This is a genomic window from Sporosarcina koreensis (assembly GCF_001531445.1).
GTDB lineage: Bacteria > Bacillota > Bacilli > Bacillales_A > Planococcaceae > Sporosarcina > Sporosarcina koreensis_C.
The window spans coordinates 26,013-49,738 of record NZ_LQYA01000031.1 but is presented as its reverse complement, the minus strand read 5'-3'; the positions used below and the strand labels follow the sequence as shown (position 1 = coordinate 49,738).

Here is a 23,726-nt window from a genome sequence, read left to right as displayed (position 1 = left end):
CGAGCCGCTGCGCGCCCAAAGCAATTCGCCGCGCGCCCAAAGCAAGCCGCCGCGCGTCCAAAACGAGCCGCTGCGCGACCAAAGCAATTCGCTGCGCGTCCAAAGCGATTCGCCGCGCGTCCAAAGCAAGCTGCCGCGCGTCCAAAACGAGCCGCTGCGCGACCAAAGCAATTCGCCGCGCGTCCAAAGCAAGCTGCCGCGCGTCCAAAACGAGCCGCTGCGCGACCAAAGCAATTCGCCGCGCGTCCAAATCAATCCACCGGGCATCTAAAGCGGCGTTTCACACGTCTATTACAAAATCATCTTTCCATTCACTTCCTCAGCATCTCTTTCCACCTGCACAATATGTGCTGCCGGATGTTTGATCCCGCATAGCTGATCCGCAAGTATTTCAGCGCCAAGCATGCTGTAGACTGTGCCGTTTCCACCGTACCCCAATAGGTAAAAGTGATTTTTTCGATGGGGATGCTCGCCGATAAATGGCAAATTGTCAATCGATTCACCGAATGTTGCACAATAGACGTAATCGATTTGTATATCCAAATGAGGGAAGACTCCATTAAATTCACGTTGCAATTCATTTCCACGCTTACGAAGCAACTCGTCCGTAATTTCCATCCCGCCGCTGTTTTCATCTAATCCACCAATGATGATCCTCCCATCAGCAGTCGTTCTCATATAGAGATAAGGGCGTTTCGTCTCCCAAATAAGCGCATCTTCATACCAAGCAGGCAGTTCTTTCAATGGCTCCGTCACGATGACGTAGGATCGATTGATATCCGCTCCGCACCGTTTGCCGACTGGCAAAGTTTCATAGCCGGTCGTGAAAATAATATTTTTGGTACGCATCTTACCGTCTGATGTTGTGATTGTCAAACTCCCGTTAGACTCCTTCGCATCTAGCATTTCCGTGAATTCGAAGAGGTGCGCCCCCATCGCTTCGGCAAGGTCAAAAATCCCGTTTGCAAATGCATATGGATTCACCTCTGCATCTCCGAAGGTCACAATGGAGCAAGGACGGTCAATGCCTGTGTTTTTCAATAGGGCATGCCTATCCCAATAGGTGCAAGGGAAGCCATATTTAGTTAATGTTTGATATTCCTTTTCTATCCGCCTGACATCATTCTCATCACTTGCGTAATAAATACTTTCCCTGCCAATGAAATGAGGATCAACTGGCAGTCGATCAGCAACTCTCTTCAATTGTTTCATCGCTTCTAAACAGTTTCGATAAAAATCGACTGCGTCAATTAGCCCGATCTGTTCAATCAATTCGTGAAGCATGATATCATTAGAGTATTGGAGAAGACCTGTATTGGCGGAGGTGCTTCCTGCCGCAAAACGCCTTTTATCCAAAATGGCGACCTGTAATCCGCGATCTAGCAGTGATAAGGCAGTAAGTGCTCCCGACATGCCACCCCCGACAATGACAGCATCATAGTGCTCCGCTTTTATGGCAGGCTTTTTTCTATAAGTTGTTTGATAGGTAGTTGGCCAATATAACGAACCTTTATGTAAATCCATAAAAATACCTCCTTACCTTTCACTACCCATCTAATAAGGTTTGGAAAAGTAAAGTACAATATTTTAGGAGATGATAATAATGACTGGCGAACAAAAACCACATATATTGCTAGTTGACGGGATGGCCCTCTTATTCAGATCGTTTTTTGCAACGTCGGCAATGGGGCATTTCTTCCCGAATGATGAAGGGGTCCCGACAAATGGCGTGCAAGGATTTGCCCGCCATGCATTAACTGCGGCTTCGATTTTCAAACCTACCCATATGGCGGTCTGCTGGGATATGGGAGCGCATACGTTCAGAAATGATTTATTCGATGGCTATAAAGCGAACCGTCCTGCACCTGCGCCTGAACTTGTGCCGCAATTTGACATGACGCGGGAAGTGTCCGAGTTAATCGGTTGGAAGAATTATGGGGTTCCAGGAATGGAGGCCGACGATTTGATCGGCTCACTCGTCTGTGAATGGGAAGGCAAGGCGGATATCACAATCGTCACAGGGGACAAGGACCTTTTACAACTACTGCGTCCTGGCGTGAAAATTGCATTTATGAAAAAAGGATACAATGTATATGACATCTATTCAGAGGAGCGGTTTGTTGAGGAATACGAAATTGCACCGGAACGGTTCGTCGAAGTGAAGGCGTTTACGGGAGATATGAGTGACGGCTATCCAGGTGTCAAAGGGATCGGCCCGAAAACAGCGTTGAAACTTGTGAAGGAATATGGATCGGTCGAAAGTGTCATTGAGTCGTTGGAGGAGCTTGCTCCAGGAATGAGGAAGAAGATTGAAGGAGATATGGATATGTTGCTTCTATCGAAGAAACTTGCACAAATCCATTGTGAGCTTGACTTTAATGACCCGATCGAGCAATTGCGCCTTCCGGATTTCTCGGGGGCGAGGGAGCAATTGGAGGAAAAGGGCTATACAATGATTCTTAGGCAGTTGAATTCATTATTTCCGCAGTTGATTGCTTAACAAATCGGGTGTTTGCGTTATTTTTCCGTTTTATGCGCGTCTGGAAGCGTTTATGCGTTTCTAGGAGCGTTTATGGACTTTTCCAAAGGATTATGCGTGTTTAGAAGCATTTATGCGTATTTTAATGAATGGAATAGAAAAACCACTGCTTATTTTTCGGCAGTGGTTTTTCTGATCTTTATGAACGATAGAATGGGCCGGTTAGGTTCATAGGCGATTTCACGGATACGGCTTTCCCGTTTCCTCCCGCCATTGTCATGAATGAGCAATACGAGTCCATTATCAGTTTCCTTATAGCCAATGACTGGAACCCAATGATAATCAAAAGCATAATTGCCAAACCAATGAAATGCGAACCATTTATCGAACTTAGCAGCAACCGGCCGACCCTCATCGATTTCCCGCTTCATATCCACAACCCCACACTCTGCAACCGACCAACCAGAACCGAGCATTTTTCGGAGATTGTGGATGAAGCGCCATTTAAATAAGCCAATTCGGGTTCCACCGAGCATTCGGTAAAGATCATTCACCCGAATGCCGGAATCCAGCAGATGATGGCGGAGGATTGTGAAAGCAGTCACCGGACCACATGCGGAAGGCTGGAAACGCTTATCGATTTCATCGTCGTATTGTGATTTGCCTCGAAACCCTTTCACCTGTTTCATTTGCCGCCCCCCCATTAACCGAATTATAGCGAAGCTTTTTGTTCTTTTAGTAGAACTTTGAGTGCCATCCGGAAATTGATGTACGATTCAAACTCCATTTGGACGCCGGCGGCAATGATTCTTCTGACAATCAGAGGATTGAAGCCGACTGAAATCGGACGTACATCCATCAGCTTCAGCGTATTGTTCAGCATTTGCAGTTCGAGTGCGAGCGAGTCATAATCAGATAGTTCTTTTTCATTCAAATCAGCCCCTGTGAAATCGAAAATGACACAATTCACGCTCCGGTGTTTGTCCAGGTGTTCCAAGACGAGTGTACGGATCAGTTCAAACCGCTCTGCTCCTGTATAGCCGACGACCGGCACAAGAATTGTATCATCGACAACTGATGAAATAATTGGTACGGATGATCTTTTGATCGTTTCTTCCAATTCGGCAATTCTTTTTTTATATTTTTCTATTTCTATTTCGTAATCCATTTGGCACCTCGGCATATGTGTTTTCTTTTATTATACGATAAACACATAAATAAGAGAAAAGTGAAATGAAAATGGAGGAAGCATCCAATTGGCTGCCCCTCCATTTCTTCGTAAATCCTATGATTCCATCATTTCACTTCTTCAAGAAAGTCAGTCACCTGATCCGGTGTTTTGGCGTTTGCACTATGCAAATGTGCCTTCTTTTCACCATTTTGGAAAATAAGCAAGCTTGGGATACCCATCACTTCATATTTCTCCGCGATTTCAGGCAACACGTCACGATCTACGTCATACCATGTATACATGTCATAATCTTTTACGATCGGGTCGATGAACATATCCATGCGTGTGCAGTCCGGACACCAGCCAGCTTGGAATTTAATAAGTGATTTGTTTTCACTATTAATGACCTTGTTGAACTCTTCAACTGTTGTAATTGATTTCATCTTGAACACACTCCTTTAGTAAATAGTGTACCTTCTTTTTCCGAAGGAGGATAATAAAATGCCCATAACAAAAAATAGGGAATATATGCATTTCAATATTGCGAAAAAGAAGAGAATGATTTAGACTGGTAGATATAGATAACGTTTCTATTTTTTTTGCTTACAAAATGAATGAGTGTTCATTCAAAAGAAAAGGGAGGCTTCGCAACGTGGCATATCAAATCAAGAAAGCGGCAGTATTGGGTTCAGGCGTAATGGGATCTGGCATTGCAGCCCATCTCGCCAATATCGGCATACCTGTCCTTCTGCTGGATATCGTTCCAAAAAAGCTGACAGAGCAAGAAGAAGCAAAGAACCTTACATTGGAGGATAAGCAAGTCCGTAATAAATTTGCATCGACAGCTTTGGAGAAACTATTGAAGCAGAAGCCGGCGCCATTGGCAGCAAAACAGAATCTATCACTTATTGAAGTCGGTAATTTAGAGGACGACTTGGAACAATTGAAAGATGTTGACTGGATCATTGAAGTCATCGTCGAAAATCTGGACATTAAAAAAAGTTTGTATGAAAAAATAGATGCAGTTCGGAAACCGGGGACAATCATTAGCTCCAACACATCAGGAATCAGCATTGAAGCGATGGCTGAAGGACGTTCGGAGGATTTCCAAAAGCATTTCCTTGGAACGCATTTCTTCAATCCACCTCGTTATTTGAAGCTGCTTGAAGTGATTCCGACGAAAAAGACGGATGCCGATGTGCTGAACTTCATGCTCCAATTCGGTGAAGACCGTTTGGGCAAGGGTGTCGTCATCGCAAAAGACACACCGAATTTCATTGCGAACCGGATTGGAACGTACGGTCTTCTTGTAACACTTCGTGAAATGGAGAAGAGGGGCTATTCAATCGGAGAAGTCGACTCGGTGACAGGCACATTGATCGGCCGTCCGAAATCGGCAACTTTCCGTACATTGGATGTCGTCGGTTTGGACACATTCATGCATGTTGCTAAAAATGCGTATGACAAGACGGAAGGCGATGAACAGAAAGTGTTCGAGCTTCCTCCGTTCATGAAGAAAATGATCGACAACGGATGGCTTGGCGCGAAATCGAAGCAAGGTTTCTATTTGAAAGAAGGTAAAGAGATTCTTGAGCTTGACCTGGAGACTTTCGAATACGGACCGACGAAAAAAATGAAAACGCCTTCAATTGAAATGGCGAAGCAGCAAAAAGGCCTTGCGAATAAAGTGAAGACGCTCGTATACGCTAATGATCGAACTGGGGAGATCCTTTGGAGCATCCTTTCGCCGACGCTGTGCTATTCAGCTGAATTGACGGGTGAAATCGCAGAAGATATCGTCTCTATCGACAATGCGATGAAATGGGGCTTCGGCTGGCAGCAAGGGCCGTTCGAGATTTGGGATGCGATCGGTGTTGCGAAATCGGTTGAAAGAATGAAAGAGGAAGACGTAGCAATTCCAGCTTTCGTCCAAAATATGCTCGACAATGGTGTTGAATCTTTCTATAAGGAAGAAGACGGCGATCTTTATTTCTATGACGGAGAAGGCTACAAGCTTGTTTCAGTCAATGATAAAGCGATTGACCTAAAGCGTTACAAGAAAAAGCACGGCGTCATTAAGAAGAATTCCGGTGCTAGCCTGATCGATCTTGGCGATGGCGTCGCACTATTGGAGTTCCATTCCCAATCGAACGCGATCGGTCTTGATATTATCCAAATGATCAATTTCGCAATCGATGAAGTGGAGAAGAATTTCAAAGGTCTTGTCATCGGAAACCAAGGGAAAAACTTCTGTGTAGGTGCGAATCTAGCGATGATTTTGATGGAAGCGCAAGATGACAATATTTTTGAATTGGATTACACAATCCGTTCATTCCAAAACGCGATGATGAAAATCAAATATAGCCGGAAGCCGGTCGTTGCGGCTCCGTTCCAAATGACGCTTGGCGGCGGTGCGGAAGTGTGCTTGCCAGCTGCGCATATCCAAGCATCGATGGAAACATATATCGGCTTAGTCGAAGTCGGTGTCGGCCTGATTCCTGGAGGCGGCGGCAACGTCAATCTGTATACGAAACATTTGAAAGGCTTGCCGAATGGCGTGCACGTAGATTACCAATACGTTGCGAATAAAGTGTTCGAAACGATTGCGATGGCGAAAGTATCGACATCCGCTGAAGAGGCGAAGGATAATAACTTCCTCGATTTCGCGGACGGCATAAGCGTCAATCCGGATCACTTGATCTATGACGCGAAGCAGGCTGCACTTGCATTGTATGAAGCGGGTTATACGCCGCCGAAGAAAGAGAAGATTCCAGTCACGGGAGATTCCGGATATGCAACGATGCTTCTCGGAGCGGAGGGCATGCATCTATCAGGCTATATTAGCGACCATGATTTGAAGATAGCGAAGAAGCTCGCATTTGTTTTATCAGGCGGAAAAGTGCCTTATGGAACTCTTGTCGATGAACAATACATGTTGGATCTTGAGCGTGAGGCGTTCCTGAGCCTCATTCAAGAGCCGAAATCCCAACAGCGGATGCAGCATATGCTTCTGAAAGGGAAGCCGCTGCGCAACTGATCTGCACATATTGCAAAAGGAGGAAGACAAATGCGTGAAGCAGTAATTGTAGCAGGTGCAAGGACGCCGGTCGGAAAAGCGGGTCGTGGGTCCCTGGCAACTGTACGCCCGGATGACCTGGGTGCACTAACAATTAAAGAAACACTGAAACGTGCAAATGGATATGATGGACCGATAGATGATTTGATCATTGGATGTGCTATGCCGGAAGCGGAACAAGGAATGAACGTCGCCCGCAATATCGGGGCGCTTGCTGGATTGCCTGACACGACGCCTGCCATTACGGTCAACCGGTTCTGTTCATCAGGACTCCAATCAATCGCGTATGCAGCGGAGCGGATTATGCTCGGCCATTCCGAAGCGATCATCGCTGGCGGCGTCGAGTCGATGAGCATGGTGCCGATGATGGGTAATACGATCAGACCGAACTTCAAGCTCGCTGAAACAGCACCCCAATACTATATGGGAATGGGTCATACAGCCGAACAAGTGGCAATGAAATACGGTGTCAGCCGGGAAGATCAGGACGCATTTGCGGTCCGCTCGCATGAAAAAGCAGCGGCGGCAATTGCGGCTGGCAAATTTGCAGATGAAATCGTACCAGTAGAAGTCGTAAAGCGATTTGTCGATGAAAACGGCAAGTATCAGGAGAAGACAGTTCTATTTGAAATGGATGAAGGGGTACGGAACGGCACATCGATGGAAGTGTTGGCGAAATTACGCCCGGCATTCTCGGTGAAAGGTTCCGTCACCGCGGGGAATGCATCCCAAACGTCTGATGGCGCGGCGTCTGTCCTCGTCATGGACCGTGAAATCGCAGAAGGGAAAGGCTTGAAGCCGATTGCGAAATTCCATTCCTTCGCTGTAGGGGGAGTTCCGCCTGAAGTGATGGGCATCGGCCCGATCGAAGCTGTTCCGAAAGCATTGAAGCTCGCCGGACTTTCCATCGAGGATATTGATCTATGGGAGCTGAATGAAGCATTCGCATCCCAATCATTGCAAGTCGTCCGCCACTTAGGCATCGATATGGACAAAGTCAACGTCAACGGCGGCGCAATCGCATTAGGCCACCCGCTCGGCGCAACAGGCTCTGTACTGACATTGAAGCTGATGAATGAATTAAAACGACAAGGCAAGCAATTCGGCGTCGTCACCATGTGCATCGGCGGCGGAATGGGCGCAGCCGGCGTGTTCGAGCTACTGTAAGAAAAGCGGAAGGCGCTTGCTCAGATGTGACAGGCATAAGGAGAAGATCCGAAGTGGCGGTCTTTGCCACATAGCAGCTTTGACTTATGCCCCAAGCAACTAGCGCTTGAAGCAGGACAGTAAGAAAGAGATTTATGAACTTTTAAGCGCATTTATGCGTACCTGCGTGGAGTTATGAGTCTTTCCAGCGGATTATGCGCCTTTGATGCTATTTATGCGTGATTCCGAAGAGTTATGCGTAATTGGAATCGTTTATGCGTCTTTATAGTGAATTATGAGTTGTTAAGCATACATTTAGGATTGAAGCGTAGTGAGGAGGCTGAAGCCATGCCGGTGGAAAGCGTCCGCCCGTAGCGGAAATCCGTTCTAGAGTAAGTTTTTATTAATCCCAAGGAGGAATATAAAATGACTGAAACAACAACAAAGGATTTCATTCGCGGAGGAGCATTCCTTATCGAGGATATCGACGCATCACGCGTGTTTACACCTGAGGATTTTTCAGATGAACAAAAAATGATCGCAAAAACAACTGAAGACTACGTCAAAAACGAAGTCTTGCCAGTCGTTGAAAAATTGGAAAACCATGAGTTCGAGCATTCTGTCAGACTACTCAAGTCTGCAGGAGATCTTGGTCTTCTTGGAGCAGACGTACCTGAAGAATATGACGGCTTAGGCCTCGACAAGATTTCTTCCGCGTTGATTTCCGAAAAGATGTCTGTAGCTGGCGGCTTCTCAATCACTCATGGTGCGCACGTCGGGATTGGTACATTGCCTATCGTCCTCTTCGGTAACGAAGAGCAAAAGAAAAAATACTTGCCGAATTCCGTTACAGGTGACAAAATTTCAGCTTACGCATTGACGGAGCCAGGTTCAGGTTCAGATGCACTTGGTGCAAAAACAACTGCAAGATTGAACGAAGCAGGTACGCACTACGTACTGAACGGTGAAAAACAATGGATTACAAACGCTGGATTTGCAGATGTATTCGTCGTTTATGCGAAAGTGGATGGCGATAAATTCACGGCATTCATCGTCGAAAGAGAATTCCCTGGTGTTTCAGTCGGGGCAGAAGAGAAGAAGATGGGCATCAAATCATCTTCCACTCGTACATTGATCCTTGAAGATGCACAAGTCCCGGTTGAAAACTTGTTAGGCGAGATCGGCAGAGGTCATATCATCGCATTCAACATTTTGAACATCGGCCGTTATAAATTGGGTGTAGGTACGGTCGGCGGTTCGAAACGTGCATTTGAATTGGCGGTTACGTATGCGAATCAGCGCCAACAATTCAAAACGCCGATTTCTTCATTCAACCTTACGAAAGAAAAGCTTGCGACGATGGCTTCTAAGATCTATGCGACGGAAAGCTTGATTTACCGGACAGTCGGTTATTTTGAAGAGCGCAACAGCCAAATGACTCCGGAACAGCAAAAAGACGGAAAAGCGGTTGCGGCTTCGATTGCTGAATATGCAATCGAATGCTCCATCAACAAAGTTGTAGGCTCTGAAGTGCTTGACTACGTAGTTGATGAAGCGGTTCAATTGCATGGCGGATACGGTTTCATGCAAGAATACGAAGTGGAGCGCGCGTACCGCGATTCCCGTATTAACCGCATTTTTGAAGGGACGAATGAAATCAACCGTATGATCGTTCCAGGAACGTTCTTGAAAAAAGCGATGAAAGGCGAGTTGCCTTTGCTTGAACAGGCACAAAGCTTGCAGGAAGAGCTGCTTATGATGATGCCGGAAGAAATTGGCGACGAAGCGCTTGCCCAAGAGAAAGTGCTCGTGAAAAACGCGAAGAAAATCGGCTTGCTCGCAGCTGGAATGGCAGCACAACGTTTCGGCACAAAGCTCGATAAAGAACAGGAAGTGCTTGTAAATATTGCTGACATCGCAAATAACATTTTTGCAATGGAATCCGCACTATTACGTACGGAAAAAGCAATCGCTAAAAATGGCGAAGAAAAAGAGCAACAGAAGATCCTTTACACTGAAATCTTCTGCCAAGAAGCATTCGAAGCCATCGAAAAGGATGCGAAAGAGACACTTCTTGCATCTGTCGAAGGCGATAACCAACGGATGATGCTTTCCGCATTACGCAAGCTGACACGATCGAATCCGTACAACATCATCGCGAAAAAACGCGAAGCATCCGTTAAATTGATTGACGCAGAAAAATACGTCGTTTAACTTAATCCAGCAGAATGTCCCAAATTTCTGTGCATGTTGTGATCATCCCCAGGCACCTTAGTTCAGTGGAAGTCTAAACTCTTGCTGAATTAAGTTTTGCCTCCGGCGGATGTCATGGATTTGTAGGGGAGTTTATCGAGCAAGCTCGATAAAAATCCAAACGCAGTTACGCCAAGGCGTAATTGATTTCAATACCGCCCGGGTTATTTTTATCCCGGGCGGTTTCTCTGTTATACTTAGGGAAAATGGAGGTGTTGCGAATTGTCTTTAATATACTACGGCTATCCGAAATGCGGGACATGCAGGAAAGCGAAAAAGTGGCTGGAAAACGCAGGGCTGGACTTTGAAGATATCAATATCGTTGAGAATCCACCAACAAAAGAAGAGTTGCAAAAAATGATCGGAAACTCCAGCCTGGACATTAAGAAGTTCTTTAATGTAAGTGGAATGAAATACCGTGAATTGAATTTGAAGGACAAGCTGCCGGGAATGACGGATGACGAAAAGGTCGAGCTATTGGCTACAGACGGCATGCTCATGAAAAGACCGATTGTGACAGATGGTTCGAAAGTGACTGTCGGCTTTAAGGAAGATCAGTTTGAAGAAGTTTGGAGAGCCTAATAGACTTTCCTGTCTTTAGCATCTGAATATGTCAAAATTGAATGGAAATCTCATCTTTGACACCAAAAATCGCCACAAATGTTGAAACTTCAACGTTTGCGGCGATTTTTTCTATATTTTATACTGCGTACTATTTCACTTTTTTCATTTGCCTTAAATTTATTCAACTCTTTTTGAATGACGATCTCCAAATCGGTTCTAAAGCCAAAAGCATCATGTAAAGCGTCCGTAATTTCTGTTCGGTATATGTATATACTCATCACCATCCAGTTCTATCATTTTCATATTTTCAACGTGTTGACTAATTCAGGACATGTAAACTTCTCATCTGATTTTTTCTCTAAGATACGATAAATCAATAAAGATAGAAAACATGTTAGAAAGTGTGTTTTTATGCGTGTTTCCCTTTGTAGATAAACAGGGCGAGTTTGGAATTCGCTTTTTAATAAACGAAACGTCTCCTCGATTTCCCATCTTCTTTGATTAATTTTGATAATCTCTTCAATTGTCGATTCTAAATTTGTACATACCGTATAAAACCCATCATACATGGATTGCTTCTATCGGGCGGGAACTAGCATTCGACGCGATTCCATAGATAAATAATCCTGTCTATTTATCCAATTAGTTCAATTAGTATTTCGTCATCCGTAAATTTACTGACCCGAATAGTATTCCTGAAAATACATATTTCGACATTAATCTACTATAGCTTACAATATATTACTAAATAATCGATTGACAATTCAGTAACTTATCATTAGGATTATATATAATTATCTGATTTATTTAATTTATAGTCTGCAAAATTGTAGACAATCACTATTCTCAAAGACTTGCGAATCTTACCAAAAGGAATGGAATGGAGTGTCTATATGAGTAGTCAGCCAGTATTGGATGTTCAGAAGTTGAAAACGTATTTCTATTTGGAACAGGAGTTAGTTGCAAAAGCTGTGGACGACGTCAGTTTTTCTGTTTACCCAGGGGAAACTGTGGCGATTGTTGGCGAATCAGGAAGTGGAAAAAGTATTACTGCGCTTTCCATTATGCAATTGATTAACAAGCCTGGTCGAATTGTGGAAGGCAGTATTCACGTAAAAGATAAAAATCTGCTTAATTTAAAACCTAAGCAGATGACGGCTATCCGTGGTAACCATATTGGAATGATCTTTCAAGAGCCCATGACTGCTTTAAATCCCGTATTCACGATTGGCAATCAGATTACCGAAATGATACGTAAACATAAAAAGGTATCTAAGCAAATTGCACAACTGAAGGCAATCGAATTACTTAGAATTGTCGGTATCCCCCGCCCCGAACAAATCATCAAAGAATATCCTCATCAACTTTCGGGCGGAATGAGACAACGCGTGATGATTGCGATGGCAATCTCATGTGAGCCCGAACTCATTATCGCCGATGAACCGACTACGGCGCTGGATGTGACCATACAAGCGCAAATATTAGACTTGCTCCTTGAGATGCAACAGCGTTATAACATGGCACTTCTTCTCATTACTCATGATTTGGGTGTTGTCTATGAGTATACCGACAAAGTTATTGTCATGTATGGAGGGCAAATCGTTGAACAAGCCCCTACAAAGCAGCTCTTATCTCTCACGAAGCACCCCTATACAAAAGGTTTGTTGAGCAGCTTGCCTAAAATGGATGAAGATGTAGAACGATTAGGAACTATCCAAGGTACAGTCCCTGCCGCTTATAACTTCCCGGTAGGCTGTAGGTTTTCGACCCGCTGTCCATTTGTAATGGAAAAATGCAAACAGACGAATCCGGAGTTACTTCAAAATGACACAGATCATTTTGTCCGTTGTCATCTTTATGAAGAAGGAGGCGAGAGTCAATGACAATGTTGACAAAACAGCAAGAGGCTCTTGATGAAAAACGGTCGATCGATGAGGATGTTCTCGTCGAAGTGCGCAATGTAAAAAAGTATTTTTCTATTAAAGGTGGCATTTTACAGAAAACGGTCGGGCAATTAAAAGCAGTTGACGATGTTTCTTTCACTATTCGCAAAGGTGAGACATTAGGTATCGTCGGTGAATCCGGCTCTGGAAAGTCGACACTCGGACGGGTTCTTATCAGATTGTTAGATTCGACAGCTGGTCAGATTATCTTTAATCAGACTGATATAACCAATTTAAGACAACGACAAATTAGACCTATTCGTGAGGACATGCAAATGGTCTTCCAAGATCCGTTTGCATCCTTGAATTCCAAGATGAGTATAGAACAGCTTATTGAAGAACCTTTGCTTGTCCAAGGGAAGTTGGCAAAAGCTGCACGTAAAGAAAAGGTGTTAGAGGTTCTTGAGAAAGTCGGATTACGTAAAGACGATTTACAAAAATATCCCCATGAATTCTCAGGAGGTCAGAGACAACGAATCAGTATCGCACGTGCACTTGTTCTTAATCCTAAGTTTGTTATTTGTGATGAACCAGTATCCGCCTTGGATGTGTCAATTCAAGCCCAAGTTCTTAATTTAATGAAAGACCTACAAGGCGATTTAGGACTTACTTACTTATTCATCGCCCATGATTTGAGTGTCGTAAAGCACATCAGTGATCGTGTAGCTGTCATGTATTTAGGAAGGTTTGCAGAAATTGCACCAAAAAAACAATTATACGAGAAGGCTTTACACCCGTATACACAAGCATTACTTTCTTCTATTCCAACCATTGACTTGAATGTAGGAAATGCAAAGAAAGAAAAAATCAAACTTGAAGGAGACTTACCTAGCCCGGCTAACCCGCCTTCAGGTTGCACGTTTAGAACCCGATGCCCTAAGGCACACGATCGGTGTGCTGTTGACAGACCTGAACTTTTAGAGATTGAGAAGGACCATTTCGTCGCCTGTCATTTATATAGTGAAGGTTAAGTATACTTAAGCATCTATGACAACTCATTTGAGTTTCATTTTACTAATTCAGGCAGTTACTTTTAGGGGGTGATTCGTGACTCATTGTAGCAAGGCTTCATTTTGTTCTACGACTAAAGTAAATAAAGGGGGACGCTATTTTGTTAAAACATTTTAAACACAGATTTGCTCTTCTGATTTTATTGTTGACGCTAGGAATGATTTTGGCTGCATGTAACAAAGACGGTGATAAAGAACTAAGCGATCCAAACGGTTCTAAAACTCCTGATGTGTCGGAAACGGATGACGGTGAAGAAGATGCAACAGATGACGGTGGTCCAAAAGACGGAGGGACAATTGTAGGTGCTATGTATTCTGCACCAGCAGGGATGTTCAATCCAATCTTTTATGAAGAAGCTTATGAAGCAAACATTTTAGACTTTACACATGAAGGTTTAGTAACACAAAATGATAAACTTGAATTTATTTCAAACCTCGCCGAAAAATGGGAAGTAAACGATGATCAAACTGAAATCACGTTTTTCTTGAAAGAAGGCGTGAAATGGCATGATGGAGAGGAATTCACAGCTGATGATGTTGTCTACACTTATCAAGCAATGTCTGATCCTGAATATGAAAACGCTGGTGGTGTACGAGTAAACTACGTAGCTCCATTACTTGGATACGAGGCTTACCAATCTGGAGAAACAGACGTATTTGAAGGAGTAGTAGCTGATGGGGACTATAAGGTGACATTCAAGTTCGCTGAACCGAACGTATCACCACTTTACTATGCGAGCTTCCCAATTATCCCTGAACATATTTTCAGTTCTATTTCTGTTAAGGATATTCCTGAAGCTGCTGAATCAAAAGATCCTGGCAAAGTAATTGGTACAGGACCTTTCAAATTCGCTGATATGATTGAACGCGAACAATATATTCTTGAGCGCAATGAAGATTATTGGCAAGGTGCTCCACACCTAGACAGCATAGTTTGGAAAGTAGTTGCACAATCTGTCATGATCGGACTGCTTGAAAAAGGTGAAATTGACTTTGTAGCAAGTCCTGGTGGGATTGCTCCAGCTGATTATGACATTGTAGCTGACTTTGGAAACATTGAAATTATTGAGCAAGCTGATTTTGGTTATCAACTAATGGGCTTTAAGATGAACCATAGAACGACAGCCGATGTAGAGTCGGGTGCCTTGAATCCTGATAATTGGGTCCCGAACAAAAAATTGTCTAACCCTAAAGTGCGTCAAGCAATTGCTCACGCTGTTAACCGTCAAGGTCTTGTTGGTACTGGGCACGGAGAAGGTCTATTACATGGTCGTGGACAGCCGATCAATTCACCAATCGCACAACAAATGTGGGCATATGACGAATCTGCGGTTACCGCATATGAATATGACCCGGAAAAAGCTGGCGAAATTTTAGATGACCTCGGCTATGTTGATGTTACAGGCGACGGCTTCCGAGAAGACCCGGATGGCAAGGAATGGATATTGAATTTTGATTATCCTACTGGAAACGAACTACGTGAACGTTCTGCTCCTATCCTTCAGTCGGACTTAGAAAATGTGGGTATTAAGGTCAACCTACGCCAACCTGCTGAAATGTCAGTTTATGTACCTGGTTTGACAGATGACAATACGGATTGGGATCTTTACCTCATTGGTTGGAGCTTAAGTAGTACAGATCCAGATCCAGCTGGTTTATGGGCGACTAAAGCGGGTTACAACTTCTCCCGTTGGAACAGTCCTACATCTGAGGAGTTAATGCAAAAAGCTGTAAAAGCTCCTGACGCTTTTGATCAAGATTACCGTTCTGAGGTATATGCTGAGTGGCAAAAACATTTCTCTGAAGAATTGCCAGCATTGCTCCTTTACGCGCAAAATAGTCTTTGGGCATACAATGATCGTATTCAAGGCATCAAGATTCTTCCACATTCCATGTACCAAGATGCACATGAATGGTGGGTCGAGGACGCGGAATAACATGAAGGAAATATGGAGAGTATACGTCAATCGTATACTCTCCTCCTTCCTAGGTAGGGGGAAAACGAATGTACCAATATATAATAAGACGAGTCTTACAATTCATCCCAATGTTACTTGCATTATCAATCATCGTTTTCGGCTTAGCAAAGGCAGCTCCTGGTGATCCATTTTCAGGCAAGATTCTTGATCCGGAAGTCGGTATGGAGATATATGAAAAACAACGAGCAGAGCTTGGTTTGGACAAACCAATTCCAGTCCAATACTTGCGCTGGGCAGAAAAAATTGTACAAGGCAGTTTCGGTGAGTCGATTACTTATAAAGGAAGATCCGTTGAGAGTCTAATTAAAGAGCGCTTCCTAAACACTGTATATTTAGGATTATTCGCACTCTTTATTACTTTACTAGTCGCGATTCCTATCGGGATATATTCCGCACGCCGTCCATACTCACTGTTGGATTACGGATCAACGACATTCGGCTTTTTCGGACTAGCCGTTCCAAACTTTTTCTTTGGTCTGGTTGTCATTTACTTATTCTCCATCAAACTAGGATGGTTTCCTGCACAAGGGACTCTTTCTTCCAATAAACTAACAGGCTTTGCAGAGTTCAAAGATAGAATACATCACATGATTTTACCAGGGTTGACGCTTGGGTTGGCAAGTACAGCTAGTTATATGCGTTACATGCGATCTGAAGTAATGGATGTTCTTGGCAGTGATTATATTAGAACTGCCAAAGCAAAAGGGATGTCGAACAATAACGTTCTTTACAAACATACACTTCGCAACGCGCTAATTCCGGTTATCACATTACTCGGCATGGAACTTGGCCCTTTACTTGGCGGAGCAATTATTACCGAACAGGTTTTCAACTTCCCTGGTATCGGCACACTTTTCATCGGTTCCGTTATTAACCGAGATTATCCAGTTGTTATGGCGATTACTCTTTTATTGGGAGTTGCAATTCTTGTAGGGAATTTGTTGGCAGATATATTATATAGCGTCGTAGATCCGAGGATTCGCTATGACTGAGGTGGTGAGAATATATGCATACTGTTAATGAAAAAGAAAATCAACATGATGAACTCGAGATTGAAACAACAAGGAAACATCGAAGTCCTTTGCAGTTGTCTCTTCGGCGTTTCCTGAAAAACAAGCTCGCCATCGCAGGCATGATTGTTCTCATCATTATCATTGGGTCAGCGGTTTTCGCGCCTCTCTTGACGGACCATGATCCGAAAGAGCATAATCTTTTAAAGGTTGAGCAAAAACCAAGCAAAGAACACATTCTAGGAACGGATAGCTCGGGTCGCGATAATTTCTCTAGATTGCTATACGGTGCAAGAGTTTCATTGACCATCGGTATTAGCACAATGGTTTTCACCGTCTTGTTAGGCATGATTTTTGGGACACTTAGTGGCTACTACGGCGGCAAAATCGACAGCATCATTATGCGAATCACGGATTTGTTTCTAGCTTTACCGTTTCTCGTCTTGGCGCTGACAATCATTGCACTTTTGAAAAAAGTTACGATCGGGCTGTTCGTAGTCATTATTGCAGTTACAAGCTGGCCGACATTATCGAGAATTATTCGTGGTACTTTCCTTTCCTTACGTGAACAGGAATTTGTCCTTGGTGCAAGGGCAATTGGTGCAAGCGACTTCAGAATCATCTTTAGACACTTTTTACCGAATGCAATTGGGCCGATCATTGTAAACGCGACATTATTAATGGCTGCAATGATTATCGTCGAATCCGGACTTAGCTTCATCGGCATGGGCATTCCCCAACCGACGCCAACATGGGGAAATATGATTTCAGAGGCACAAGGGTTACGTATACTACGGTATCATCCTGAAGCATGGATTCCACCAGGTCTCGCAATTCTCCTAACGGTACTCAGTATCAACTTCATTGGGGACGGACTAAGAGACGCGTTTGATCCAAAGAGTGATAGACGATAAAATGTATATCAAATAAAAACAAATGGTTCCCTATCGGTAGGCATCTATTCAACTATATAAGTTGAACTTATTATTTTACCTATTAACTTAGTTGATTGGAGTGCAGAGCGGCGACTCCAGCGGGAACAGCGCGAGCTGAAGACCCCGCAGGAAAAGCCGTCACGAAGAACGGCTTTTGCGACCAAAAGCGCAGCGTTGGGAGCACATCCGAGGAGGCTGAAGCCGTGCCTGCGGAAAGCGTCCGCTCGGAACGGAAATCAACGGTTAGAAGAAGTTAATTATTTCAACTTATATAGAAATCTACTGGAAAGGGGTTGTACAATCGTTGCATAGGTCCCGGTAATCGTTGATTGCCTTATCCTGATCAAACTTCGTGACGATATTTTCTGTAGCTTTTTTAATTAATACTATACTAAAACGGGTGAAGGGAAAATCGATATTTCTGCTTCGCCTGTTTTAGTATGCGACTTTCTAGACAATCACTTTTGCTTTATCTACAAGTAATGAGATAGCTGGCTTCATGGAAAATTATCTATATAAGGAAGAAGTTATATATGATATTATAAGAATAATACTATAGCTATTGGCTACGGATGGTATGCTCCTGAAATGACCGATTGTGACAGATGGTTCGAAAGTGACTGTCGGCTTTAAGGTAGACCAGTTTGAAGAGGCTAATATACTTTCTTGTCTTTAGCATGTGAATATGTCAAAATTGAATGGAAATCAATAATTGTAGACTTATGGAGGGGTACGGGATGAACACACCTAAAGAATTTCGTTATTCAGAAGAACATGAGTGGGTAAAGGACGAAAGTGGAAAGTATCGTATCGGTATTACACATTTTGCGCAATCTGAGCTTGGCGATATCGTTTTCGTAGAATTGCCGCAAGTTGGAGACGAAGTGAAGGCAGACGAGCCATTCGGTAGCGTTGAGTCAGTGAAAACTGTATCTGAACTTTATGCTCCGATCAGTGGTAAAGTCGTTGAAGTGAACGAAGAATTGGAAGATAGCCCTGAATTGGTGAACGAATCTCCATATGAAGGCGCTTGGATGATCGTTGTGGAAGCATCAGATGATGCGGAACTCGATGCACTTATGTCAGCTGAAGACTACGACAAAATGACTGTCGGCGAGTAATTGGTAAAGAGGCGCCTGGATCTATGACTCCGGCGCTTTTTTTCATCGTTCGCACGTCTAGATTTCTGGCGTCAGAAGCTCTACGCTTTTGTCAAAGGAGGATGGCCGGCAAGTGGAAAGTCGGAAAGTATTGATCGTCGAAGGCGGGTCAGACCGGAAAAGGCTGCAAAAAGTGCTGGCGGAGCCGGTTGAAATCATTTGCACGAACGGGACAATCAGCCCTTATCGGATTGAGGAAATGCTTATGTCTTATGAAGAGTGCGAGCTGTTCATTTTTCTGGATGCTGATGAATCCGGGGATAAAATCCGAACTTTATTCAAAAGGGAATGCCCCGAAGCGATCCATCTTTACACGGAGCGGACATACCGCCAAGTTGAAACGACTCCATACAGGGTGCTTGCAGCCATCCTCCTTACCGCAAGTTTTGAAGTGCATCCCGAATTTTTACTTTGAAGGTGATGAAGAGTGGCCAATATTGAAAGCTGGACACGTGAACAATGGGAAAATAGTAAAGGCGATTTTCCTGAATCGGTATTTTATTTATATACGCCCATGTGCGGAACTTGTGCAGTGGCTTCAAAAATGATGGACGTGATTGCTGCCATGAAACCTGACCTGCCTATTGGAAAGGCGGACTTGAATTATATAGAGGATCTTGCTGTCGATTATGAAATTGAAAGCGTCCCTTGTTTATTGGTTCAGAAGGATGGGGAAGTGGTCCATAAAATTTACGCATTCCATTCTATTCCTCATCTTCTTGAGATAATAGGTTGACAGTAGTTCGCGGCCCATGGTATAAGTATATCTATTAACTTTAACTGAATATGTCGCTCTTATAAAGAGAGGTGGAGGGAAGTGCCCTATGAAGCCCGGCAACCGTCACGAAAGTGAAATGGTGCCAAGTCACGCAAAGCGTTTGCTTTGAGAGATGAGAGATCGGATTGACGTTTATTCGATATAACGTTTTAGCCTTTCTGCTTGTCTGCAGAAAGGTTTTTATTTTGGACAAGATAGTGTAGAGGTGATTATGATGATCCAATTGAAAGACGTCAAAAAAAGTTTTGGTCGGGCGAATGAAATCCAAGCGGTGGACAACGTGTCCCTCACGATCGAGGAGGGGGAAATCTTCGGCATCATCGGCTATAGCGGAGCAGGGAAAAGTACATTGATCCGCTTATTGAATGGCCTTGAGACACCGACAACGGGAACAATCAAAATCGGGAGCCGTGAAATTTCGGCATTCACTGGCAAAGAGATGCGTGAAGCAAGGCAAAAGATCAGCATGATATTCCAACATTTCAACTTGCTGTGGTCCCGGACTGTTAAGCAAAATATAGCCTTTCCACTTGAAATTGCGGGCGTGAAAAAAGCGGAGCGCGAACGGAAAGTGGCGGAGCTGATCGAGCTCGTAGGACTGAGCGGCAGGGAAAATGCCTATCCATCCGAGCTTTCCGGAGGTCAAAAGCAGCGTGTTGGAATTGCCCGCGCGCTGGCGAACGATCCTGAAGTGCTGCTTTGCGATGAAGCGACTTCTGCGCTAGACCCGGAAACGACAGATGCGATTCTCGATCTGTTGACAAATATCAATGAACGACTTGGCTTGACCATCGTATTGATTACACATGAGATGCATGTCATCCGGAAAATCTGCCATCGAGTGGCGGTCATGGAAGCCGGTAAAGTAGTGGAAATCGGTCCAGTGCTTGAAGTATTCCAGTCACCGCAAGCACCGATTACGAAGCGGTTCGTTTCGCAAGTGACGGAGCCGGCAGGAACTGAACAAGTTCTCGCGCATATACCAGGAGGCACGCTTGTAAAACTTGCATTCGTCGGAGAGAAGACAGAACATCCCGTGTTGGCTAGCTTGATCCGGAAGTTCGATATTGACGTTAATATCGTCCAAGGGAATATCTCCCATACAAAAGGTGGCGCTTATGGCTCGCTCATTTTACAGCTTGTTGGCAATAAAAATGATATTGATACGGCAATTGCCTATCTCCATGAACTAGATGTGCAGACAGAGGTGATCGGCAATGATTGAAAATCTATTTCCAAATGTCAATTGGGAGAAAATGTGGGAAGCGACTGTTGAAACATTATATATGACGGGGCTTTCAACTTTATATACATTCATTTTCGGGCTAGTTCTCGGTGTCCTCCTTTTTTTATCGAGCCCAGGACAGCTTTGGAAAAATAAATTGGTGTATGGCGTTACCGGAGCGTTCGTCAATATATTCCGGTCGATCCCTTTCATCATATTAATTATTTTACTGATCCCGTTCACAACCCTTCTCGTTGGGACGATCCGTGGTCCTGAAGCGGCAATCCCAGCGCTTGTCATCGGGGCTGCCCCGTTTTATGCGCGAATGGTCATGATTGGCTTGCGTGAAATAGACAGAGGCGTTATAGAAGCAGCAAGATCGATGGGTGCGAAAACAAGCACGATCATCTTTAAAGTATTGCTGCCTGAATCGATGCCGGCCCTCATTTCAGGAATCACGGTAACTTCAATTGCTCTTGTCGGCTATACGGCGATGGCAGGTGTCATTGGCGCCGGCGGGCTCGGAAACCTCGCATACTACGAAGGATTCCAGCGGAGCCGCACCGATGTAATGATTGTCGCAACGGTCATCATCTTGGTCATCGTATTTATTATCCAAATCATTGGAGATTTTGCCGTCAAAAAATTGGATAAGCGATAATTTACAGGGATGTCCTGTTCATTATAAACATCATCTAAGAATGGAGAGAGGAATTATGAAAAAAATACTGTCTGCAATTCTACTGACTGTTCTTGTGCTTGCTTTGGCAGCATGCGGAACGAAAGATAAAGGAAATGATACAAGCGGTAACAATAATGCGGCAGGTGATAAAGAAGAAAGTACGAAAATCGTCATCGGCGCATCCAACACGCCACATGCCGTCATTTTGGAAAAAGTGAAGCCGATGTTGAAAGAAAAAGGATATGACTTGGAAATCGAAACATATCAGGACTATATATTGCCGAATAAGGACTTGGAATCAGGTCTATTGGATGCAAACTATTTCCAGACCATCCCTTACTTGGAAAGTCAAATTGCTGATTTTGGCTATGACTTTGTCAACGCGGGAGGAATCCATATCGAACCGATGGGGGTTTATTCGAAGAAATATAAATCTTTAACTGAATTGCCGGACGGTGCGACGGTCCTTATGAGCAACTCGGTTTCGGATCATGGCCGTGTGCTTGAAATGCTTGAAAAAGAAGGATTGATCACACTTGCTGAAGGTGTAGAAAAAGTGAAAGCTGAACTAGGGGACATCGTGGACAACCCGAAGAATCTGAAGTTTGAACCGGATTATGAAGCAGCTCTAATGCCGACGCTTTATAAAAATGACGAAGGCGACGCACTTCTTATCAATTCAAACTATGCAATTGATGCAGGTATAAATCCGCTGGAAGATTCAATTGCGCTTGAAAAGACTGATTCACCATATGTCAACGTCGTAGCAGTCCGTTCAGGTGATGAAAACAGCGACGCAATCAAAGCACTTGTAGAAGTGTTGCAATCCAAGGAAATCCAGGAGTTCATGTTGAAAGAATGGGGCGGCTCCGTCGTTCCGGTAAAATAATCAAGAACAGCCGTCTGCTTCCGAATAGGATGCAGATGGCTTTTTTCTAATTCAAATGTATAAAAGTTAATAAAGGTGTTCCTATTTTTCCTTTACTATGGTAAAGTGGTGTTGTTGTTTTTATAAACATTTGTACATTTGAGGAGGACACATTATGAAGTGGAAAATAGGCCTCATATGGCGAATCATCATCGCTATAGGGCTTGCAGTGGGGCTAGGTATGTTGCTCCCAGAAATACATGAAGGTTTTGCACATGGATTTACGAGGTTATTCGCAACGTTCAACATGATTTTCGGAGGTTTTCTGAACTTTGTTGTGCCGTTTATCATCATTGCATTCATTGCGCCTGGAATAGCGAAACTGGGCAGAGGATCCGGAAAACTGTTAGGGCTGGCTACAGTGCTTGCCTATGCATCTACGATTGCGGCAGGTATTTTAGCATTTTTTGCAGCAATGACGATCTTGCCGAATTTCGTTGGCGGCATTGGCTCTGAATCTGTTGCAAATGCAGGGAAGTCCCCAGCAGAAGCATTTTTCGAACTTGAAATGACACCGATCATGGGCGTTATGTCGGCATTGCTGATTGCATTCATTTTCGGAATCGGTATGGCATCCATCAACAGCAAAACAATGCTCTCCTTCTTTGAAGAGTTGAATGTCCTTATTGAAAAGGTAATTTCTTTCATTATCATCCCGCTGTTGCCAGTCCATATTTTTGGTATTTTCCTTAACATGACATATAGCGGGCAAGTCGCGAAGGTCTTATCAGTCTTTTCTCTCGTCTTTGTCATGGTCATTGCTTTGCATCTGCTCATGTTGGTCATTCAGTATACAGTTGCCGGGACCCTTTCCAAGAAGAATCCATTCTTCCTCATGAAGACGATGGCACCTGCCTATATGACAGCAATCGGGACGCAATCCTCGGCTGCAACAATCCCAGTCACATTGAGACAGGCGAAAAAGACAGGGGCATCGGAAAAAGTGACGGACTTCACGATTCCGTTGTTCGCAACGATCCACTTGTCTGGGAGTACGATCACATTAGTATCCTGTTCGATCGGCGTCCTGCTTATGAACGGCATGCCGATCAGTTTCGCAAGCTATCTGCCGTTCATCCTCATGCTTGGCGTCACGATGATCGCTGCACCAGGAGTCCCTGGAGGAGCTGTAATGGCCGCAGTAGGACTTCTTGGCACTATGCTGGGCTTTGACGAATCGATGGTAGCGTTGATGATTGCACTTTACATGGCACAAGACAGCTTCGGCACCGCTACAAACGTAACCGGAGACGGAGCCCTGGCCATGATTGTCGACCGCCTAACTCCAAAAGTAAAAGGCGTTGAAACGAAGTAATCTAAAAAGCAGAAGAAGGAATTCAATATTTCCTGCCTTCTGCTTTTTATTTTGATAAAAAAATATTTTTAT

General features: G+C 44.0%; 22 protein-coding genes, 2 pseudogenes and 1 riboswitch. Of the genes and pseudogenes, 19 read left to right on the top strand and 5 right to left on the bottom strand.

Translation table 11 applies throughout. The annotated features are described in order from the left end of the window. Positions 1–271 (top strand): hypothetical protein (locus AWV70_RS23760; protein WP_160327631.1); only part of this gene is annotated, 271 nt, incomplete at its 5' end. Positions 272–291: 20 nt separating this feature from the next. Here AWV70_RS23760 and AWV70_RS05670 read toward each other — a convergent pair. Continuing rightward, positions 292–1,524, bottom strand: a complete 1,233-nt coding sequence (locus AWV70_RS05670) for an NAD(P)/FAD-dependent oxidoreductase (protein ID WP_082713483.1) — start codon at positions 1,522–1,524, stop codon at positions 292–294. A 79-nt stretch (positions 1,525–1,603) separates the two neighbouring features. Here AWV70_RS05670 and AWV70_RS05665 point away from each other — a divergent pair, with 79 nt between their 5' ends. Continuing rightward, positions 1,604–2,500 carry a 5'-3' exonuclease gene (locus AWV70_RS05665; RefSeq protein WP_060205073.1) on the top strand — a complete coding sequence of 299 codons (897 nt, stop codon included), beginning with the start codon at positions 1,604–1,606 and terminating at the stop codon, positions 2,498–2,500. 149 nt (positions 2,501–2,649) lie between these two features. Here the strand turns inward: AWV70_RS05665 and AWV70_RS05660 are convergent, their stop codons facing one another. From AWV70_RS05660 to AWV70_RS05650, 3 genes are all read right to left on the bottom strand, one after another. After that, positions 2,650–3,168 (bottom strand): hypothetical protein, encoded by a 519-nt coding sequence (locus AWV70_RS05660; protein WP_060205070.1) that lies wholly within the window; start codon positions 3,166–3,168, stop codon positions 2,650–2,652. Between the two features lie 23 nt (positions 3,169–3,191). Further along, positions 3,192–3,647 carry a hypothetical protein gene (locus AWV70_RS05655; protein WP_060205068.1) on the bottom strand — a complete coding sequence of 152 codons (456 nt, stop codon included), beginning with the start codon at positions 3,645–3,647 and terminating at the stop codon, positions 3,192–3,194. A gap of 128 nt (positions 3,648–3,775) precedes the next feature. After that, complete coding sequence (locus tag AWV70_RS05650) at positions 3,776–4,093, bottom strand: thioredoxin family protein (RefSeq protein ID WP_060205067.1); 318 nt, start codon at positions 4,091–4,093, stop codon at positions 3,776–3,778. 209 nt (positions 4,094–4,302) lie between these two features. Between AWV70_RS05650 and AWV70_RS05645 the strand changes: the two genes are divergently transcribed. The 4 genes from AWV70_RS05645 to AWV70_RS05630 all read left to right on the top strand — a co-directional run bounded on the left by AWV70_RS05645 (position 4,303) and on the right by AWV70_RS05630 (position 10,707). Next, positions 4,303–6,687 (top strand): 3-hydroxyacyl-CoA dehydrogenase/enoyl-CoA hydratase family protein, encoded by a 2,385-nt coding sequence (locus tag AWV70_RS05645; protein ID WP_060205065.1) that lies wholly within the window; start codon positions 4,303–4,305, stop codon positions 6,685–6,687. A 30-nt stretch (positions 6,688–6,717) separates the two neighbouring features. Further along, on the top strand, positions 6,718–7,893 hold the full coding sequence (locus tag AWV70_RS05640) for an acetyl-CoA C-acetyltransferase (RefSeq protein WP_060205063.1): 1,176 nt from the start codon (positions 6,718–6,720) through the stop codon (positions 7,891–7,893). Between the two features lie 405 nt (positions 7,894–8,298). Continuing rightward, positions 8,299–10,086, top strand: a complete 1,788-nt coding sequence (locus AWV70_RS05635) for an acyl-CoA dehydrogenase family protein (RefSeq protein ID WP_060205061.1) — start codon at positions 8,299–8,301, stop codon at positions 10,084–10,086. Positions 10,087–10,347: 261 nt separating this feature from the next. After that, positions 10,348–10,707 (top strand): arsenate reductase family protein, encoded by a 360-nt coding sequence (locus AWV70_RS05630; protein ID WP_060205059.1) that lies wholly within the window; start codon positions 10,348–10,350, stop codon positions 10,705–10,707. 89 nt (positions 10,708–10,796) lie between these two features. On the opposite strand, the pseudogene AWV70_RS25975 reads toward AWV70_RS05630, so the two are convergent. Further along, positions 10,797–11,267, bottom strand: a pseudogene (locus tag AWV70_RS25975) (IS1634 family transposase); the annotation flags it as partial. A 315-nt stretch (positions 11,268–11,582) separates the two neighbouring features. Here AWV70_RS25975 and AWV70_RS05620 point away from each other — a divergent pair. The 13 genes and pseudogenes from AWV70_RS05620 (at position 11,583) to AWV70_RS05565 (ending at position 23,654) form a co-directional block, all read left to right on the top strand. Further along, positions 11,583–12,572, top strand: a complete 990-nt coding sequence (locus tag AWV70_RS05620) for an ABC transporter ATP-binding protein (protein WP_060205055.1) — start codon at positions 11,583–11,585, stop codon at positions 12,570–12,572. Next, a complete protein-coding gene (locus AWV70_RS05615; RefSeq protein WP_060205053.1) occupies positions 12,569–13,603 on the top strand; it encodes an ABC transporter ATP-binding protein in 1,035 nt (344 codons plus the stop codon). The genes AWV70_RS05620 and AWV70_RS05615 overlap by 4 nt, the downstream gene beginning before the upstream one ends. Positions 13,604–13,743: 140 nt before the next feature. Continuing rightward, positions 13,744–15,579: a peptide-binding protein gene (locus tag AWV70_RS05610; protein ID WP_306464369.1), complete on the top strand. Its 1,836-nt coding sequence runs from the start codon at positions 13,744–13,746 to the stop codon at positions 15,577–15,579. A gap of 68 nt (positions 15,580–15,647) precedes the next feature. Then, positions 15,648–16,613, top strand: a complete 966-nt coding sequence (locus AWV70_RS05605) for an ABC transporter permease (RefSeq protein ID WP_060205050.1) — start codon at positions 15,648–15,650, stop codon at positions 16,611–16,613. Between the two features lie 14 nt (positions 16,614–16,627). Next, a complete protein-coding gene (gene opp4C, locus AWV70_RS05600; protein WP_060205048.1) occupies positions 16,628–17,545 on the top strand; it encodes an oligopeptide ABC transporter permease in 918 nt (305 codons plus the stop codon). Between the two features lie 580 nt (positions 17,546–18,125). Continuing rightward, positions 18,126–18,242: pseudogene (locus AWV70_RS24360) on the top strand (ArsC/Spx/MgsR family protein); the annotation flags it as partial. Between the two features lie 61 nt (positions 18,243–18,303). Next, positions 18,304–18,687 carry a glycine cleavage system protein GcvH gene (gcvH, locus tag AWV70_RS05595; RefSeq protein ID WP_060205046.1) on the top strand — a complete coding sequence of 128 codons (384 nt, stop codon included), beginning with the start codon at positions 18,304–18,306 and terminating at the stop codon, positions 18,685–18,687. A gap of 112 nt (positions 18,688–18,799) precedes the next feature. After that, on the top strand, positions 18,800–19,141 hold the full coding sequence (locus AWV70_RS05590) for a toprim domain-containing protein (protein WP_060205044.1): 342 nt from the start codon (positions 18,800–18,802) through the stop codon (positions 19,139–19,141). A 21-nt stretch (positions 19,142–19,162) separates the two neighbouring features. Further along, positions 19,163–19,462, top strand: a complete 300-nt coding sequence (locus AWV70_RS05585; protein WP_060205079.1) for a thioredoxin family protein — start codon at positions 19,163–19,165, stop codon at positions 19,460–19,462. Between the two features lie 56 nt (positions 19,463–19,518). After that, positions 19,519–19,623: riboswitch (SAM riboswitch) on the top strand. A 95-nt stretch (positions 19,624–19,718) separates the two neighbouring features. Then, positions 19,719–20,729 (top strand): methionine ABC transporter ATP-binding protein, encoded by a 1,011-nt coding sequence (locus AWV70_RS05580; protein WP_060205042.1) that lies wholly within the window; start codon positions 19,719–19,721, stop codon positions 20,727–20,729. Further along, the gene (locus tag AWV70_RS05575; RefSeq protein ID WP_060205040.1) at positions 20,722–21,390 is read left to right on the top strand and encodes a methionine ABC transporter permease; all 669 of its coding nucleotides are present in this window, start codon (positions 20,722–20,724) and stop codon (positions 21,388–21,390) included. The genes AWV70_RS05580 and AWV70_RS05575 overlap by 8 nt, the downstream gene beginning before the upstream one ends. Before the next feature lie 55 nt (positions 21,391–21,445). Then, a complete protein-coding gene (locus AWV70_RS05570; protein ID WP_060205038.1) occupies positions 21,446–22,300 on the top strand; it encodes a MetQ/NlpA family ABC transporter substrate-binding protein in 855 nt (284 codons plus the stop codon). Positions 22,301–22,454: 154 nt separating this feature from the next. Next, the gene (locus AWV70_RS05565) at positions 22,455–23,654 is read left to right on the top strand and encodes a dicarboxylate/amino acid:cation symporter (RefSeq protein ID WP_060205036.1); all 1,200 of its coding nucleotides are present in this window, start codon (positions 22,455–22,457) and stop codon (positions 23,652–23,654) included. Positions 23,655–23,726: the final 72 nt, after the last annotated feature.